Origin of the sequence: Gordonia sp. NPDC058843, assembly GCF_042743165.1 — a bacterium.
GTDB lineage: Bacteria > Actinomycetota > Actinomycetes > Mycobacteriales > Mycobacteriaceae > Gordonia.
Window position 1 is genome coordinate 1 of the sequence record NZ_JBHYNC010000068.1, and the last position, 16,251, is coordinate 16,251.

Annotated in this window: 17 protein-coding genes; 10 read left to right on the plus strand and 7 right to left on the minus strand. The window is 65.9% G+C overall.

Features of this window, described 5'->3' with window-relative positions; translation table 11 throughout:
* Positions 1-358: 358 nt before the first annotated feature.
* Complete coding sequence (locus ACFW3F_RS24600; RefSeq protein WP_388062185.1) at positions 359-994, minus strand: isochorismatase family protein; 636 nt, start codon at positions 992-994, stop codon at positions 359-361.
* A gap of 118 nt (positions 995-1,112) precedes the next feature.
* Between ACFW3F_RS24600 and ACFW3F_RS24605 the strand changes: the two genes are divergently transcribed.
* Positions 1,113-2,060 carry a GlxA family transcriptional regulator gene (locus tag ACFW3F_RS24605; protein ID WP_388062187.1) on the plus strand — a complete coding sequence of 316 codons (948 nt, stop codon included), beginning with the start codon at positions 1,113-1,115 and terminating at the stop codon, positions 2,058-2,060.
* Between the two features lie 55 nt (positions 2,061-2,115).
* Here ACFW3F_RS24605 and ACFW3F_RS24610 read toward each other — a convergent pair whose 3' ends face one another.
* The 3 genes from ACFW3F_RS24610 to thiD form a co-directional block, all read right to left on the minus strand.
* A complete protein-coding gene (locus ACFW3F_RS24610; protein ID WP_388062189.1) occupies positions 2,116-3,615 on the minus strand; it encodes a flavin-containing monooxygenase in 1,500 nt (499 codons plus the stop codon).
* Between the two features lie 87 nt (positions 3,616-3,702).
* Positions 3,703-4,143: a DUF1622 domain-containing protein gene (locus ACFW3F_RS24615; protein ID WP_388062191.1), complete on the minus strand. Its 441-nt coding sequence runs from the start codon at positions 4,141-4,143 to the stop codon at positions 3,703-3,705.
* A gap of 99 nt (positions 4,144-4,242) precedes the next feature.
* The gene (gene thiD, locus ACFW3F_RS24620) at positions 4,243-5,037 is read right to left on the minus strand and encodes a bifunctional hydroxymethylpyrimidine kinase/phosphomethylpyrimidine kinase (RefSeq protein ID WP_388062193.1); all 795 of its coding nucleotides are present in this window, start codon (positions 5,035-5,037) and stop codon (positions 4,243-4,245) included.
* 158 nt (positions 5,038-5,195) lie between these two features.
* On the opposite strand from thiD, the gene ACFW3F_RS24625 reads away from it, so the two are divergent.
* From ACFW3F_RS24625 to ACFW3F_RS24660, 8 genes are all read left to right on the plus strand, one after another.
* On the plus strand, positions 5,196-6,344 hold the full coding sequence (locus ACFW3F_RS24625; RefSeq protein WP_388062217.1) for a zinc-dependent alcohol dehydrogenase: 1,149 nt from the start codon (positions 5,196-5,198) through the stop codon (positions 6,342-6,344).
* 9 nt (positions 6,345-6,353) lie between these two features.
* Positions 6,354-6,935, plus strand: a complete 582-nt coding sequence (locus ACFW3F_RS24630) for a hypothetical protein (RefSeq protein WP_388062195.1) — start codon at positions 6,354-6,356, stop codon at positions 6,933-6,935.
* A 139-nt stretch (positions 6,936-7,074) separates the two neighbouring features.
* Positions 7,075-7,524: a nuclear transport factor 2 family protein gene (locus ACFW3F_RS24635; protein WP_388062197.1), complete on the plus strand. Its 450-nt coding sequence runs from the start codon at positions 7,075-7,077 to the stop codon at positions 7,522-7,524.
* A gap of 324 nt (positions 7,525-7,848) precedes the next feature.
* Positions 7,849-8,760, plus strand: a complete 912-nt coding sequence (locus ACFW3F_RS24640) for a haloalkane dehalogenase (protein WP_388062199.1) — start codon at positions 7,849-7,851, stop codon at positions 8,758-8,760.
* On the plus strand, positions 8,757-9,974 hold the full coding sequence (locus ACFW3F_RS24645) for an oxidoreductase (RefSeq protein ID WP_388062201.1): 1,218 nt from the start codon (positions 8,757-8,759) through the stop codon (positions 9,972-9,974). Before ACFW3F_RS24640 ends, ACFW3F_RS24645 begins: the two co-directional genes overlap by 4 nt.
* 35 nt (positions 9,975-10,009) lie before the next feature.
* Entirely contained in the window at positions 10,010-11,356 is a 1,347-nt protein-coding gene (locus ACFW3F_RS24650; protein WP_388062203.1) for an LLM class flavin-dependent oxidoreductase, read from the plus strand.
* A gap of 142 nt (positions 11,357-11,498) precedes the next feature.
* Positions 11,499-12,833 carry an NAD(P)H-binding protein gene (locus ACFW3F_RS24655; RefSeq protein ID WP_388062205.1) on the plus strand — a complete coding sequence of 445 codons (1,335 nt, stop codon included), beginning with the start codon at positions 11,499-11,501 and terminating at the stop codon, positions 12,831-12,833.
* Between the two features lie 136 nt (positions 12,834-12,969).
* Positions 12,970-13,971, plus strand: coding sequence for a YihY/virulence factor BrkB family protein (locus tag ACFW3F_RS24660; protein ID WP_388062207.1), 1,002 nt, complete (start codon positions 12,970-12,972; stop codon positions 13,969-13,971).
* A gap of 257 nt (positions 13,972-14,228) precedes the next feature.
* Here ACFW3F_RS24660 and ACFW3F_RS24665 read toward each other — a convergent pair whose 3' ends face one another.
* The 3 genes from ACFW3F_RS24665 to ACFW3F_RS24675 form a co-directional block, all read right to left on the minus strand.
* Positions 14,229-14,549: a DMT family transporter gene (locus ACFW3F_RS24665; protein ID WP_388062209.1), complete on the minus strand. Its 321-nt coding sequence runs from the start codon at positions 14,547-14,549 to the stop codon at positions 14,229-14,231.
* 2 nt (positions 14,550-14,551) lie between these two features.
* Entirely contained in the window at positions 14,552-14,896 is a 345-nt protein-coding gene (locus ACFW3F_RS24670) for a DMT family transporter (protein WP_388062211.1), read from the minus strand.
* Between the two features lie 130 nt (positions 14,897-15,026).
* On the minus strand, positions 15,027-15,491 hold the full coding sequence (locus ACFW3F_RS24675) for a DoxX family protein (protein WP_388062213.1): 465 nt from the start codon (positions 15,489-15,491) through the stop codon (positions 15,027-15,029).
* Positions 15,492-15,604: 113 nt separating this feature from the next.
* Between ACFW3F_RS24675 and ACFW3F_RS24680 the strand changes: the two genes are divergently transcribed.
* The gene (locus tag ACFW3F_RS24680; RefSeq protein ID WP_388062215.1) at positions 15,605-16,075 is read left to right on the plus strand and encodes a MarR family winged helix-turn-helix transcriptional regulator; all 471 of its coding nucleotides are present in this window, start codon (positions 15,605-15,607) and stop codon (positions 16,073-16,075) included.
* Positions 16,076-16,251 lie beyond the last annotated feature (176 nt).

Consider the following 16,251-nt stretch of genomic DNA (forward strand, 5'->3'; position numbering starts at 1 on the left):
AAGCGAGCCACGAAGGGTCTCGCAACGTGTCTCACCAGGCCCTTCGAGGCTCGTCGCTTGCGCTCCTCGCACCTCAGGGACCAGGGGTTATGCGGATCTTTCCGATTAGGGAGCAGGGGTTATGCGGTTCTTTCGGGTTAGGGATCGGGGCGGCGCCTCCCTCTGCTCCCTGAGGAGCGAGCTTGCGAGCGTCACGAAGGGTCCTGGTGAGGATGCGTGGCACCCCCCTTCGTGACGCGCCCTCCGCAAGCTCCGGGCGCTCCTCGGGGAGCGGTAGTGGCCCCCTTCCGCTCCTCGCACCTCGGGGAGCGAGGGCCGGTGGTGGAAGTGCGAATCGGACCGGCCTTCGACCCAGGCCTCAGGCGCCGAAGACGTTTCGGCCTTCGATCGCCGAGCTGACGAGATTGTCCTTGTCCAGTCCGGCACCCGCGGTGGTGGCCTCGATCCAGGCGTCGGTCGTGGCGACTGCGGCGAAGTTTGAGTTGAACAGCGCCATGAGGGTGTTGTGCACGTCCTCGGCCGACGCCTTGCCTGCTGCGTTCGCGAGGTGGATGGCGCCGGTGGCATCGGAGATGATCTCAGCGGCGAAGCCGAGTTCTTCTGCTCCGGCCGCCGAAGCGAGGTCGCAGTTATTGGTCATGTAGCCGACGAGCGTGATCGTGTCCACGTCCTGGGTCCGCAGCCAGTCCGCCAGGTCGGTACCTCCGAAGACGCTGCCGACGCTCTTGCGCACTGACTTCCACGACGGTGTGACCCGTTCGGCGATTGCGGGATGCAGTTCCCACGCCGCACTGCCCTCGGCGAAGACCGGAGCTCCTGCCGGCAGCGTGTGCTGGACGACGACAACGGGGATGTTGTTCACTTCGGCATGGTCGATGATCCGGGTGATGTTGGACAGACTGGTGTCTCGCGGTGGGTATTGGATGGCGAGCGGGCCGTCGAAGTAGGTGTTCTGGACATCGACGAGAACGAGTGCGCGTCGGGGTGAGGTCACGTGTGGCTCCTTGTCATGTGCGGCGCCGAGCGGCGAACCGTGTGTCCTCTGATTCTCCGATCGGGGGTGGTTGATCAGAAGTGGCGCATATGACCTCTACCGATGAGAATCGGCCACTATGAGAATCGCGATCTATGCCTTCGACGGGGTGTCCACGTTTCATCTGGCGGCTCCCCAACTGGTGTTCGGTGAGGTGGCCCGGGCGAAGCCATCCGAGACATGGAACACCGTCCTGTGGAGCTTCACCGGAGGTGACGTGACGGTCGCGGAGGGCTATCGCCTGTCAGGGATCTCCGGTCCCGAGGCCGCGTCCGGCGCCGACATCGTCGTGGTGCCGTCGTGGCCCGAGCACCTTCCTGCGCTCGATGACGGACTCAGAGAGCTCCTGCTCGAGGCGCATGATCGGGGCGCGACAGTCGTCGGGCTGTGTCTCGGCGCGGTTGCCGTCGCGGACTCCGGGCTGCTCGCCGGGCGCTCGGCGGTCACCCATTGGGCAGCCATGGACGCACTCAGGTCACGGCACACCGACATCGAGGTCGACTCCCTGGTGCTCTACGTCGACCACGGCGACGTGATGACGTCGGCTGGCACGGTTTCTGCGGTCGATGCGTGTCTACACCTGGTGCGCAACCGGCTCGGCGCCGATGTCGCCAACGACGTCGCACGGAGCCTAGTCGTCGCGCCACATCGCGATGGTGGTCAGGCGCAGTACACGCGACGGCCCGTGCCGGCCACCGGGACGGGCAATCCGATCGGCGACGTGATCGTCTGGGCGCTCGAACATCTCGACGAGACGCTGACCGTCGAACGACTTGCGGCGCAGGCGTGTATGAGCACGCGCAGCTTCATCCGCAACTTCAAGGTCGCGACCGGAACCACACCCGCCCACTGGGTGCTGACGCAACGTCTCGATGCGGCTCGCGTCCTCCTGGAGACCACCGACCTGTCGATCGATGTGGTCGCGAGCCGATCTGGTTTCGGCAGTTCGGTCTCCATGCGTCAGAACTTCGCCTCCGCCTTCGCGACATCACCCGCCGGTTACCGTCGGCAGTTCCGAGGTAAGTGAGCACCGCCTGACGAGGCTGTCTTCGACGTAAGGTCGACGTTGCCGCGCGGTCGGCTCAGCTCGCAGCGGGCTTCCCGATTCTCGGCGTGACCCGCTCCCCCGCCCGTGCGAAACTCAGGTTGTCGTCGGCGACGTCACCACGGAACAGCCGGCGGTCGGCGTAGTAGCTCATCGACATCACCCAGGGTTCTTTCGGGCCCTGCTTGGGCAGGGTGTCCAGCGCCCTCTGGACGTAGCCGGCGCCGAAGTCGAGCAGCGGCCGGGTCGGCATGGTCGGGTCCGCATTCGCCCACACGGTGTCGTAGCCACGAGAATCCATGTGGCCGAGTAGTTTACAGAAGTACTCGCACAGCAGTCCGATCTTGAGGGTCCACGACGCATTGGTGTAACCGATCGCCAGCGCGAAGTTCGGGACACCGGACAGCATCATTCCGCGGTAGACGATGGTGTCGGGTAGTGACACCGGTTCGCCGTCGACACTGAGCTCGATACCCCCGATGATCTTGATGTTGAGCCCCGTCGCGGTGATGACGATGTCGGCCTCGAGTTCGTCACCGCTCGCGGTCCGGATCCCGTTCTCGGTGAAGGTGTCGACCCGGTCGGTGACGATCGAGGCCGTTCCCGAACGGATGGCGCGGAAGAGGTCGGCGTCGGGCACCACGCACAGCCGCTGGTCCCACGGGTTGTACGGCGGATTGAAGTGAGTGTCCACCGGATACCCGTCGGGCAACTGTGATTCGTTGATCTTGCGGATCATCCGACGGGCGACCGAGGGGAATCGCTGGCACAGTTCGAAGAGCACCCGCTGCTGGGCGACGTTCTTGTGCCGGGTCAGGGCGTAACCGCGTTCGGTGCCGAAGACCCTCTTCAATGCGTTGGCGATGGCGTCCTCGCGGGGCAGCGGGATGATGTATGTCGGAGTGCGCTGCAGCATCGTGACGTGCGCTGCCTGGTCGGCCATCGCGGGCAGCAGGGTGACCGCCGTGGCGCCGCTGCCGATGACCACGACTCGCTTGTCCGTGTAGTCGAGGTCCTCGGGCCAGTGCTGCGGATGCACGATCTCGCCCCGGAAGCGCTCGCTGCCGGCGAATTCCGGTGCGAATCCCGCGTCGTAGTCGTAATAGCCCGAGCCGCAGAAGATCCACCGAGCGTTAAACTGCACCCGCTCGCCGGTGTCGGTGCACTCGGCGTCGACGAGCCACCGCGCCGAGTCGGACGACCACGCGGCCGCGAGCACTCGATGTCCGTATCGAACCAGAGGTGCCAGATCGTTCTCGTCGATCGTCTCGTGGAGGTAGTCGAGAATTCGCGGGGCGTCGGCGATGGCCTGCCGATCGGTCCAGGGCTTGAAGTCGTACCCGAACGTGTGCAGGTCCGAGTCGGAACGAATACCCGGGTAGCGGAACAGGTCCCACGTGCCACCGGCGGTGTCGCGGGCCTCCAGGACGGCAATCGAGTTGCCGGGATGTTCGGTCCGCACCCAGCGCGCCGCCCCGATGCCCGAGATCCCGGCACCGACGATGAGGACATCGACTTCGTGTGGCGTCGTCGTCACCCGCTTCTCCTTCGGTAGCTCTCGGTGATGATTCGCATCCAGGATGCCGCACGAGGCGTCGTTGCTCGCACACCGGCGTGGGGCCAGCTACCCGTCGACCGGTCGGGCAGTCGCCTCGTCCGCCGGGCGCGCGGCTTCCGCGTCGCGCGCCACCGCCGCGCCCAGCAACTGTCCACCGCTGGTCAGGAGCGCGCGGCGCCACGGTGCCACGCCCTCGATCTCGATCTGGATGGACATCGACAGCACGGTCCGGATGAGCACGATGAGCCCCAGGATGAGCGCATCCTCGATCGAGGGTTTGGAGGTGATGGTCCGGATCAGGTCTGCCGCGACCAGGACCTCCAGCCCGAGCAGAATGGCCGATCCGAGTGTGTTGCGAAGGACCGAGAAGGCCGTGCTGCCACCTTCCCCGCGGCGGAGCGAACGAACCCCCAATACGCAGGCGACGACCGCGCCGACGATCATCGCGACCGCACCGACAGCCTCGAACCCCACCGCGACCGCGGTGAACACGTCCTCGCCGCTCATGCGCGTCAGATTACGGGACGCACCTCGGATCCGGACGCACGCTGGTGAGCACCGTCGGGACGCGCCTCGCAGCCATCGGCGACGAGGGCGGCTTACGGACTACCGCGATCCGTGCCAGACCGCGTCGAACGGTGCGTGCGACGCGAGACGACCGACGATGCCGTCGTGGGTGAACTGCTTGGCGGTCCGGACCGCGTCGAGAACCGCGACCCCCTTGGTGAGTTCAGCGGTCGTGGCGGCCGCGAAGACGCAACCGGCGCCGGAGACGCGTTCGTTGCCGACCTTCGGTGCGCGCAACACGGTGACCTCGCTGCCGTCGAAGACGACGTCGATCGCCTCGTCACCGGGGAGTCCGACCCCGCCTTTCACCACGACGACCTTCGGTCCGAGGTCGTGGATGCGGCGCGCGGCTTCGGAGAGGTCCTCGATCGAGGTCAACTCGTCCATACCGGCCAGGGTCGCGGCTTCGAAGAGGTTGGGGGTCACCACGGTGGCCAGCGGCAGGATCTCCGAGCGAAGCGCGTTGTCCGTGTCGAGTGCAGCCCCGGGCTCCTGCCCCTTGCAGATCAGCACCGGGTCGACGACGACATCGCGCCAGGGTCGCGAGGCGAGCGCCGACGCGACGGTGGAGATCGTGGCCGGGGTGCCGAGCATGCCGATCTTCACGACGTCGGGCTCGTGCGCGGCGGTCGCCACCTCGATCTGATCGGCGATCACCCGGGAGTCGATCGGTACGAATCGGTGTGCCCAACCGTTGTTCGGGTCGAAGGACACGATGCAGGTGATGGTGCCGACGCCGTAGGTGCCGAGTTGGGCGAAGGTGCGCAGGTCGGCCTGGATGCCCGCTCCCCCGCTGGCCTCCGACCCGGCGATCACATAAGACACCACTGACATCGTCGATCTCCTCCTCCGGCTCGTCTTGAACCCGGACTACTTTTCTACACCCGGTGCTCGTGAGCTCAGGTGGTGACACCAGTCTGCTCCCACAGCGTCGTCGTTGCGGTTAGTCCGGGATACGTCGGGGTATCCGACCGCCTATGAGCCCAGACACGATGCGCGCGATGGTCTACCGCGGCCCCTACAAAGTCCGCGTGGAAACCAAACCCGTCCCCGTCATCGAACATCCCAACGATGCCATCGTTCGGGTGACGCACGCTGCCATCTGTGGCTCGGACTTGCATCTGTACCACGGCATGATGCCCGACACGCGGCCCGGAATGACGTTCGGGCACGAGTTCATCGGTGTCGTCGAGACGGTCGGGGGCTCGGTCGAGAACCTGAAGGTCGGCGATCGGGTCATGGTCCCGTTCAATGTCTATTGCGGGACGTGCTACTTCTGCGCGAGGGGCCTGTACTCCAACTGCCACAACGTGAATCCGAACGCCACGGCCGTCGGCGGGATCTACGGCTATTCACACACATGTGGTGGGTACGACGGGGGTCAGGCCGAGTTCGTGCGCGTCCCGTTTGCCGACGTCGGCCCCAGCGTGATCCCCGACTGGATGGATCCGGAGGACGCGCTCCTGCTGACCGACGCACTCTCGACCGGGTACTTCGGAGCCCAGCTCGCCGACATCCGACAGGGCGAAACCGTGATCGTGTTCGGCGCCGGACCGGTAGGTCTGTACGCCGCGCGCTCGGCCTGGTTCATGGGCGCCGGACGGGTCATCGTCATCGACCATCTGCAGTATCGCCTGGACAAGGCCGCGCAGTTCGCGCACGCCGAGACCTACAACTTCGCCGAGTACGACGACATCATCGTCCACCTCAAGAACATCACCGACAACATCGGCGCCGACCGCGTGATCGACGCCGTGGGTGCGGAGGCCGACGGAAATTTTCTCCAGCACGTGACCGCGGCGAAGTTCAAGCTGCAGGGCGGGTCCCCGATCGCCCTCAACTGGGCCATCGATTCGGTCCGCAAGGGCGGCACCGTATCGGTGATGGGCGCGTACGGACCGATGTTCAGCGCAGTGAAGTTCGGTGACGCCATGAACAAGGGACTCACCCTCAACATGAACCAGTGCCCGGTGAAACGACAATGGCCGAGGCTGTTCGAGCACATCCGCAACGGCTACTTCAAGCCGAACGACATTGTCACGCATCGGATTCCACTCGAACACATCGCAGAGGGCTATCACATCTTCTCGGCGAAACTCGATGACTGCATCAAGCCCATCATCGTCGCCGACGCCGCCTGAGGAGGACTCATGCCTGCCTATCCCGCAGACCGCCCCAACGACCCCGACACCTCCGCCCTCGTCGACCGGATACCAGGCTGGGGCGTCGATCTCGACACCGCGAACCGTCCCGCGGTACCTCGCGAACTCCCCGTCGAGCCGGCACCGGGAGTGCACTGGACCGTGCCGGACGACCAGCTCGAGCGTCAACCCCGCGAAAGGTCGAACGAACACGCCTTCCTCACACCGGTTTTCGGCACATCGACGCCGCCGCGCGGTCTCTCCGGCGTCATTCGACGCTCCGCCTACCGGTACAGCGAGGCGCGCGCGGCGCACTGGCTGATCCTCCTCGGCGCCGACCGCGTGGCGTCGATCGAAGCGCACCTCGCGTCTCTTGCGACCGTGCGCCCGGACAACCCGCTCACCGAAACCGGCATCCGGTCCGAGTTCACCCACCACGGCTGGTCGTCCCGTCACGGCCGTACGCGCGTCGACGGCAACCATGCCTGGATCGATCCGATACTCGTGGGCGGTCCGTGGGTGATCACCGGCGCAGTTGCCGGAGTCGCCGTCCGGCGGGCGGTCCGCTCGGTTCGACGATTGCGTCGATGACATCCGGGTGACGACCCTGCGCCCCGCCTTGGGAAATCGCTGACAACCGTCTGGACTGGTGTCTATAGTCGGCGCATCTGGTCTCTGCGCCGCCGCGGCGAGTGCAGCCCGGGGCCGGAGTCCGTTCGACAGGAGAACGATGGACCTGCAGGAGATCAGCGATCGGTTCGGTATCGCGGACACGCTGTCCAGGTATTCACGCGCCGTCGACACCAAGGACTGGGACCTGTGGCGCTCGGTGTTCACCCCAGAGGCGGTGGTCGACTACTCGTCGACACCATTCGGTCAGGCGGGCACCCGCGACGAGATCGCGGCCTGGCTCGAGGAGAGTTTCGCGTTCGTGTCGGTGAGTCAGCACTTCATCACCAACATCGAGTACACCTTCACTCGCGACAGCACGGGTGATCGTGCCGACGTGCGAGCGATGTTCTACAACCCGATGCGTTTCGTGGGTATGCCCGAACTCAGCACGTGCGGCGGAAACTACCACCATTCGATGGTCCGAACGGCTGACGGGTGGAAGAGCGCCGGGCTCCTGGAAGAGTGCCTGTGGTTCGAGAACTCCCCCGCAGGAGCGGACGGGAGCTGACACGCGGAACCGAACCGCGGTGACGAGGACACAGAGCGCCGCTCTCGGGAATTAAAACCTGCAGAGGTTTTTTCGTGCCGGACCTTGACGATGTCGATCACGCGGCGGACGACCGCATTCGACTGCCGCGCATGACTGGTGTTGTCCCAGTTCGGCGACCCGCCCGCCGGCGCCCCGCTGTCGCGGCGTCCGAGTTCTCGCCCGCCGTGCGGTGAGAGACCGTCGTCACCTGCCTGACGGAGCGATCTGGGCGTGTCCGTCGCTGGGTAACTTGTGGCCACGACCCCCACCGGCATCAGTGCCACATCTCGACAAGGATCTTCGATGACCCAGACTTCTCGCGCGATTCCGCTCGGCGCATTCGGACCCGACGCCCGTAGCGTCGACACCCCGGTACTGGACTCCCACATCCACCATGTCGAGCACGGCGACGGTGACCCCATCGTGTTTCTCCATGGCAGCCCCACGAGCTCATACCTGTGGCGTCACGTGTTCACCCGTCTCGCCGGACGCGGACGTCTGATCGCGGCCGACCTCATCGGTTTCGGTGACTCCGGCCGGCCGGACATCGCCTATGAGCTCGACGACCACGTTCGGTACCTCGACGCCTGGTTCGAGGTCCTGGACCTGCGTCGGGTGACGCTCGTTCTCCAGGATTACGGAGCTGCATTCGGAATTGATTGGGCGGCAAGGCATCCTGATCGAGTAAAGGCGGTGCTGCTCGCCGAGCCGGTGCTTCGCGACATCGCTTCGGCCGATCTGCCCCAGCCATTCGTGCAAGCGCAGCAACTCATCCGGACCCCGGGTGACGGAGAGAAGTTCGTGGTCGAGGACAACCAGTTCCTCACCCAGGTCTTCCCCGGCGCGTTCTTGGACCGGCCGGCCCAGGAGGACCTCGATGTGTACCTCGCCCCGTTCCCCACCGTCGACGGTCGCGCGCACCTCATCCGCTTCCCCCGGAACCTGCCCATCGACGGGGACCCTGCCGGCACAGTTGAGTTCCTCGACCGCAGCGTCGAATGGTTGGAGAGCAGCACCGGCGTGCCCAAGCTGCTGCTGACCTTCGAGCCGGGTTTCCTGCTGACCCCGGAGATCCTGTCCTGGGCGACAAGTCACATCGCCGACCTCGAGGTCCGAGCTGCCGGCCCCGGAGTGCACTTCGTCCAAGAAGAGCAGCCGCAGGCGATCGCCGACGGTGTCGTCGACCTCCTGACGCGGGCGGGAGACGCGCGATGACCATATCCGCAGACCCCACGCAAGTTTCGATCCGTCCGGGCTCGATCGAGCTCGACGCCCTGCTGGACCGGATCGCGGAAGGCAGTTTCGAGCGTGAGCACACCGAGACCGCACCCCACGAACAGGTGGAGTGGCTGAAGGCGGCCAAACTCGGGGCATACCGGCTGCCGACCGCCGAGGGTGGTGGCGGCGCCACTGTCCGTGAACTGTTCGATCTCGTCGTCCGGCTCAGTCGCGCGGACTCGAACCTCGGTCATCTGCTCCGGGCGCACTTCGGCACCGTCGAGGACATCTTGCTCTGGCCGCCGTCGCCACGCCGTGAACTGTGGGTGCAGCGTGTTGCGGCCGGCGAGCTCATCGGCAACGGGAACAACGAACTCAACAACCGTCACGCCGGCGATTTCAACAAGGCGACCACGTTCACGCCCGACGGCGACGGCTACCGGCTCGACGGCGTCAAGTACTACTCGACCGGAACCCTGTACTCCGAGCACACCTTCGCCACCGGAGTCACTCCCGACGGGGTGCCCGTACAGGCATTGGTGCCGCTCGATCGGCCTGGGGTCGTCGTCGAGGATGACTGGGACGGTTTCGGGCAATCGCTGACCGGCACCGGCACAACCCGTTTCGAGGGAGTGCGCGTGCTCGCCGACGAGGTGACACTTCCGCCCGAGGACCTCAGCACGATCCCACGCTGGCACCTCGGACCGTTCTATCAGCATTACCTCAACGCCGTCGTCGCCGGGAACGCTCTCGCGGTCGTCGACGACGCGGTGAACCTGCTCCGGGGTCGCACACGCAGCTTCACCCACGGGTCCGCGGATTTGCCGCGAGAGGATCCGGTGCTGCTCGAGGTCGTCGGTGAGATCGCGTCGCTGGCACAGGCCACACGGTCGGTGGTCCTCGACGTTGCCGATGCGCTCGCCCGGATCCCGGACACGGTCGTCGACGGCCGGACCGATGACGCGGTGGTCCACGAAGCGGCGCTGCGCGCCTCCCAGGCACAGGTCGTCGTCGACGACTTGGCCCTCCGCGCGGCGACATTGCTGTTCGACGTGGGCGGCGCGTCGGCCGTCAAGCGGTCGGCCAATCTCGATCGCCACTGGCGGAACATTCGAACAGTCGTGTCGCACAACCCCACTCGGTTCAAGAATCGAGCCATCGGCGACTTGCTGGTCAACGACGCGACGCTCCCGGACAACACGTATTTCTGACTCTGATCCCCTCGGTAAGGAACACCGCGTCACCCATGGCCGATCGTCGCCAACTTCATCTGAATCTGTTCATCCTGTCGTCGGGACATCACGAGGCGGCCTGGCGTCACCCGCATTCGACGCCGGAGCGGATGTTCGACCCCGCGTTCTACACGGAGCTGGGTCGGGCAGCCGAGGCTGCGGCGTTCGACGCGGTGTTCCTCGCCGACATCCCCAAGCTCGATGCGAACATCGAATTCAACGCCGCGGGCCGGCTTGATCCGTTACTGACCCTGGCGACGATCGCCGGCGCCACCGACCGGATCGGACTCATCGCCACCGCCTCGACGACCTATTCGTATGCCTGGCATCTCGCCCGCGCGCTGTCGAGCCTGGATCACCTGTCTCGTGGGCGCGCTGCGTGGAACATCGTCACCACCGACTCCCCCGACGCCGCACGCAATTTCGGGCTTCCCGGCAATCCGGACGCCGGTGTGCGTTATGAGCGAGCCGAGGCGTTCGTCGAAGCGGTACTCGCCCTCTGGGATTCGTGGGACGACGACGCGGTCCGTCTCGACCGGGAGGCGGGTCAGTACGTCGATCCCGCCCGGATCTCGGCGCCGGGTATCAGTGGCCCGCATGTCACCGTGGCCGGGGCACTGACCACTCCGCGCCCGCCGCAGGGGCACCCGGTGCTGGTGCAAGCGGGGTCGTCGAATCACGGTCGGGAGTTCGCCGCGCACTATGCGGAGGCGATTTTCACTGCCCAGCAGCGCATCGATGACGCGCAGGCCTTCTACGCTGATGTCAAGCGCAAGGCGGCCGCCTACGGTCGCAACCCCGAACACATCAAGATCCTCCCCGGTCTCAGTCCGTTCATCGGCGGCACAGAATCCGAGGCGCGCCGACTGGAAGCCGAGTTCAACGAACTGACCATCCCGGCCTTCGGGCTCATGCAACTGAAGGACTTCGCCTACGTCGACCTCGATGACCTCGATCTCGACGCGCTGGTACCGATCGACGCATTCGGCGATGCGGGAGACGTCACGAACAACAAGAAGTCACGAACGCAGGTCTACGCCGACATCGTCCGTCGCGAACGCCCGACCTTGCGGCAGTTGTTGCATCGCCTCGCCGGTGCGCGCGGACATCGGGTCGTGTCGGGCACCCCCGAACAGATCGCCGACACGATGGCGGGATGGCTCGACGCCGGTGCCGCGGACGGATTCAACATCATGCCTCCCTATCTTCCCGGCGGATTCGACACCTTCGCCGACACCGTGATTCCGATCCTGCGTGACCGCGGGCTGTTCCGTGAGGGTTACGAGGGGCACACTCTGCGCGACCATCTGGGTCTGCCTCGTCCCGGCAAGATTCGTGAGGCGGCAAGCACCGCCGACTGATCGCGGGCACACCACCGTGCGCGCTTTGTCGTTACCGAACTGTGGCCGCAGGGAACGATCGGGCACCGACTGTGGTGAGGGACCGGCATCTCGCCGTCGCACTCCCTAACCTGGGGACATACCCCAGGAACAGAGGAGTCAGGTGGACGAGTCGCGAACCTGTCTGGTCACCGGAGCCACCGGTTATGTCGGCGGACGGCTGGCCCCGCGATTGCTGGCGCGCGGTCACGGCGTGCGTGCCCTGGCGCGGACACCGGAGAAGCTGTCGGATGCACCATGGCTGTCCGAGCCGAGAGCCGAAGTCGTCAAGGGAGATCTCTCCGACCGCGATTCGCTGGTGAAGGCCTTCGCAGGGGTCGATGTCGTCTATCACCTGGTCCACTCCATGAGCACCGACGCGGACTTCGCCGCGGAGGAGCGACTCGCCGCGGAGAACGTGGTCGCGGCGGCACAGCAGAACGGTGTATCCCGGATCGTTTATCTCGGTGGCCTGCACCCCACGGGCACCGAACTCTCCGAACACCTCGCCTCCCGCGCCGAGGTCGGCGACATCTTGATCGAGTCGTCGGTGGAGACCATCGCGTTGCAGGCGGGAACCCTGATCGGCTCGGGTTCGGCCTCCTTCGAACTGATCCGGCACCTCACCGAGCGTCTTCCCGCGATGACCACACCGAGGTGGGTGCACAACAAGATCCAGCCGATCGCCGTCGACGACGCGCTGCACTACCTCGTCGAGGCCGCCACCGCCTCGGTCCCGTCGTCCAGAACGTGGGACATCGGCGGGCCCGACATCCTGGAGTACGGCGACATGATGCAGGTCTATGCGAAGGTCGCCGGCCTACGCCCGCGCATCATGGTCGTACTGCCTTATCTCACTCCGGCGCTGGCCAGTCGGTGGGTTCGGTTCGTCACGCCGATCCGCGGCAAGATCGCGCGTCCGCTCATCGAGTCGCTCGGGTGCGATGCGATCTGTCGCGACCGAGCGGTCGACGCCATCATCGATCGACCGGATGGCGGGCTGACCCCCTACTCGGAGGCGGTCGCCCACACCCTCGAACGGTCCGCGCGCGGCGATGGCCGAGCCTTGTGGACCAACGCGGCCGCCGATGTGTCGCCGGCCGAACCCCTCCCCACCGATCCGGGCTGGGCCGGTGAGGAGATGTTCGAGACGGTCACCCGTGGCAGCGAGGACGGAACCAGTTCGGCGGTCTGGGATCGGCTCGAACGGCGAGCGCGCCATCGTGGCGAGATCGTACTCGCGCGACGTCCGGGTTTCTTGCGCATCCGTGTGCGTGACAACAGATTCGGTAGGTCCTATCGCGAGCATCAGATCGAGGAGCGCGGAGGGTCGAAGGCGCGGGTGACGATCACGACGACCGAGCGGTACTTCCCGCGCGGGCTCGCCGGCCTGGCCTATTGGCGCCTGGGCACACCCTTCCGTGCACTCGGCCTGCCGGTCGCCGATCCATTTCGGTGAACCGCCGATCCGATGACGTACCGACAATTCGGCACGCCGTCGGGTTACAGTCGGCACCATCGCGGCTACCGCCGGTGAACGACTCGCTCGGCCGAGCGATGATCGAGGACGACGCGTCGAGGAGAAGGATGATCGGGTGTCGTTGACCGAGCGGGTCGACCGGTTTCAACGGCGGCACCCGGCGACGGGTTTCCCGCTCGCCGTCATCTACAAGTTCGTCGACGACCAGGGCGCGTATCTGGCCGCGTTGTGCGCCTACTACGCCTTCATCTCGTTGTTCCCGCTGATGCTGTTGTTCGCGACCGTGCTGGGAATCGTCCTGGCCGACAACCCCGACCTCCAGGAACGCATCCTGGACTCGGCAATGAGCCAGATCCCGGTCATCGGCAGCCAACTCGAGGAACCCGACAAGCTCAGCGGCGGGGTCACTGCCATCGTGATCGGGGTCGTGGTGTCGCTGTACGGCGGTCTCGGCGTGGCCGTTGCCGCCCAGAACGCGATGAACACGATCTGGTCGGTTCCGCGGAACGAGCGCCCCGACCCGATTTTCGCCCGTCTCCGTGGGCTGTTGTTGCTCTCCACGATCGGCGTCGCGGTCATCGGTTTGACTATCGTCAACGGGGTCTCGGCCGCATTCGAGCTCGGACTCGTCGGACGCTGGATCGCTGTTCTCGGGTCCGTGGCGCTGAGCACGCTGGTGTTCACGGTGGCGTTCCGGATCGGCACCGCGCGCGACGTGTCGGTCCGTGACGTCCTGCCGGGAGCATTCGGCGCGGCGGTCTGCTGGCAGATCATCCAGACGTTCGGCGCGGTCTACGTGCAGCACGTCATCGGGAACACGAGTTCCACCAACGGCGTCTTCGCCATCGTGCTGGGCTTGCTGGCATTTCTCTACGTGGCGTCGATCGTGATCGTGTTCTGTCTCGAGACCAACGCGGTGCGCGTCGACCGGCTCTATCCACGTTCGCTGCTCACCCCGTTCACCGACAACGTGAGCCTGACCAAGGGCGACGAGGCGGCGTACTCGGCTCAGGTCCTTGCTCAGCGCAACAAGGGTTTCCAAGAGATCGATGTCTCGTTCGACAATCCGCGCGATGTCGAATCCGATGCCGAACAGGACCTGCGGTCGCGTGAATGACACGCCCGCTCGCGACCACCCGCTGGTTGAGCCGACACCGAGCGCAGCCGCCGGGCCGAGCAAGCGACTAAGGAGCGCGTCGAGGTCGAGGCGTCGAGTCGAAGCCACGAGTGGTTGAGCCGATACCGTGCGCCCCCGCTGGTTGAGCCGACACCGAGCGCAGCCGCCGGGCCGAGCAAGCGACGAAGGAGCGCGTCGAGGTCGAGGCGTCGAGTCGAAGCCACTCGGTGACCAGACCTCGCCAACGAGACCCGGGGTCAGTGCAATGCACCCAGCTCGATGAGCAGGACCCCGACGATGATCACGCCGATACCGGCGACCATCCGTCGGTTGAGACGTTCGCGGAACAGAAAGTGTGCTGCCACCGCCGTGGCCGCGACCCCGGCCGCGGCCCAGATGCCGTAGGCGACACCGAGTGGCACACCGTGCCTCAGGCCCAGTGTCAGCGCGACGAATGCCGTCAGATATCCGACCACGACGAGCGCGTAGAAACCCCGACGGCCGGTGGCGGCCGCACGTAAGGCAAGGGTCCCGGTGACCTCGGCGACGATCGCCGCGACGATGAACAGATATCCCACGATCAGGCCTCGGGGGTTGCGGTGTCGACGGCCGGCCGGTGACCGGTCTCCACCAGGACCACCCCGATCACGATGCACAGGATGCCGATACCCATCACGACTCCGAAGGGTTCGTCGAAGATCCAGGTCGCCAGCACCGCGGTGAGAGCCACGCCCGACGCCGACCAGATCCCGTAGGCCACCCCGACGCCCATGCCTCGCTTGAGGACCCCGGCGAGCAGTACGAACGCGATCGTGTAACCGATCACGACCACCACGTACAGCACCGGCTCGGTTTGTGAACCCTTGAGCGACAACGTCGCCGCCACCTCCGAGGCAATCGCCGCGATCAGCATCAGCCAGGTCATGTCTCTCATTCCGCTCGGGTCCCCACTTGGACTGTAGGCGAGGGTCGACAGACGACGAGCGCCCCGGACCGCAGCGTGTTGCGGGCCAGGGCGCTCGGGCCGGGAGATACCGGTGTGGCGTCGGGTGGGGTCAGTGCGAGGTGCCGACGAGATCGCGCGAGCGGGAGTCGTCCGCGGCGAGCCAGCTCACCTTGGAGCCAAGTGCGGCGTCGACGCTGAAACGACCGGCACCGACGACTGCCAGGATCAGGGCGCCGGCACCGAGCGCGAGGACGAACTCGTAACCGCCGTCGGAGACCCAGATGCCGCTGTCGACGTGTGCGATGAACAGTGCGCCGATCATGTCCAGCGTCAGCAGCACGGCGACGATCGGGGTCAGCAGTCCGACGATCAGGGCGATGCCGCCGAGGATCTCGAGCCAGGTGACCGCGAACGCCGAGAACGACGCGGCCGGAACACCCATTGCGTCGAACCCGGTCTGCGGTCCTGTCCAGCCGTTCTGCTGGAACTTCTGCAGCCCGTGAGCCAGGAAGATCACGCCCAGCGCGACGCGTCCGATGAGGATGCCCGCACTGCGGACGATGGGGTTGGTCATGACTGAGCCGCCTAACTAGGTGCGTTGACTTGATGAATCAAGTGAAGGCTAGGCGCTGTCACTTGATGCGTCAACTTGATCAGGGACATGTTCACTTCGTATACACTGCGCAGATGTCCGCTGCCCCCGAGCCGAATTGGCTCGACGACGAGGAAATGGATGCGTGGATTCAGGTGGCAACTGCGCTCGCCCACCTCCCCCACGCCCTCGACGCCCAGCTCCTCCGAGACGCTCACATCACCCACTTCGAGTACGAGGTGATGTCTGCTCTGTCCGAGGCTCCCGATCGGACCCTGCGGATGAGTCAGCTCGCCGAACTGTCCTATGGGTCGCTGTCCCGGCTGTCGCACGTGGTCGGACGGCTCGAGAAGCGGGACTGGGTTCGGCGCCACCCGTGTCCGGAGAACGGTCGGTTCACGAATGCCGTTCTCACCGAAGCGGGTTGGGAGAAGGTGGTGGCGACCGCCCCCGGGTACCTGGCCAACGTGCGCGAACTCGTGATCGACCGGTTGACGCGCGCGCAGCTGCGCCAGGTGTCCGCTATCGGGCGGCGGATCAACTCTCGGCCGGCCGGGCCCGCGTAGTCCCGCGACCGCCGTTCTGCTCCCTGATCCGAAAGGAGCGGCCCACCCGTGCTCCCTAATCCGAAAGAAGCGATCCACCCCGCTCCCTGAGGTGCGAGGAGCGCAAGCGACGAGCCTCGAAGGGCCTGGTGAGACACGTTGCGAGACCCTTCGTGGCTCGCTTCGCTCGCACCTCA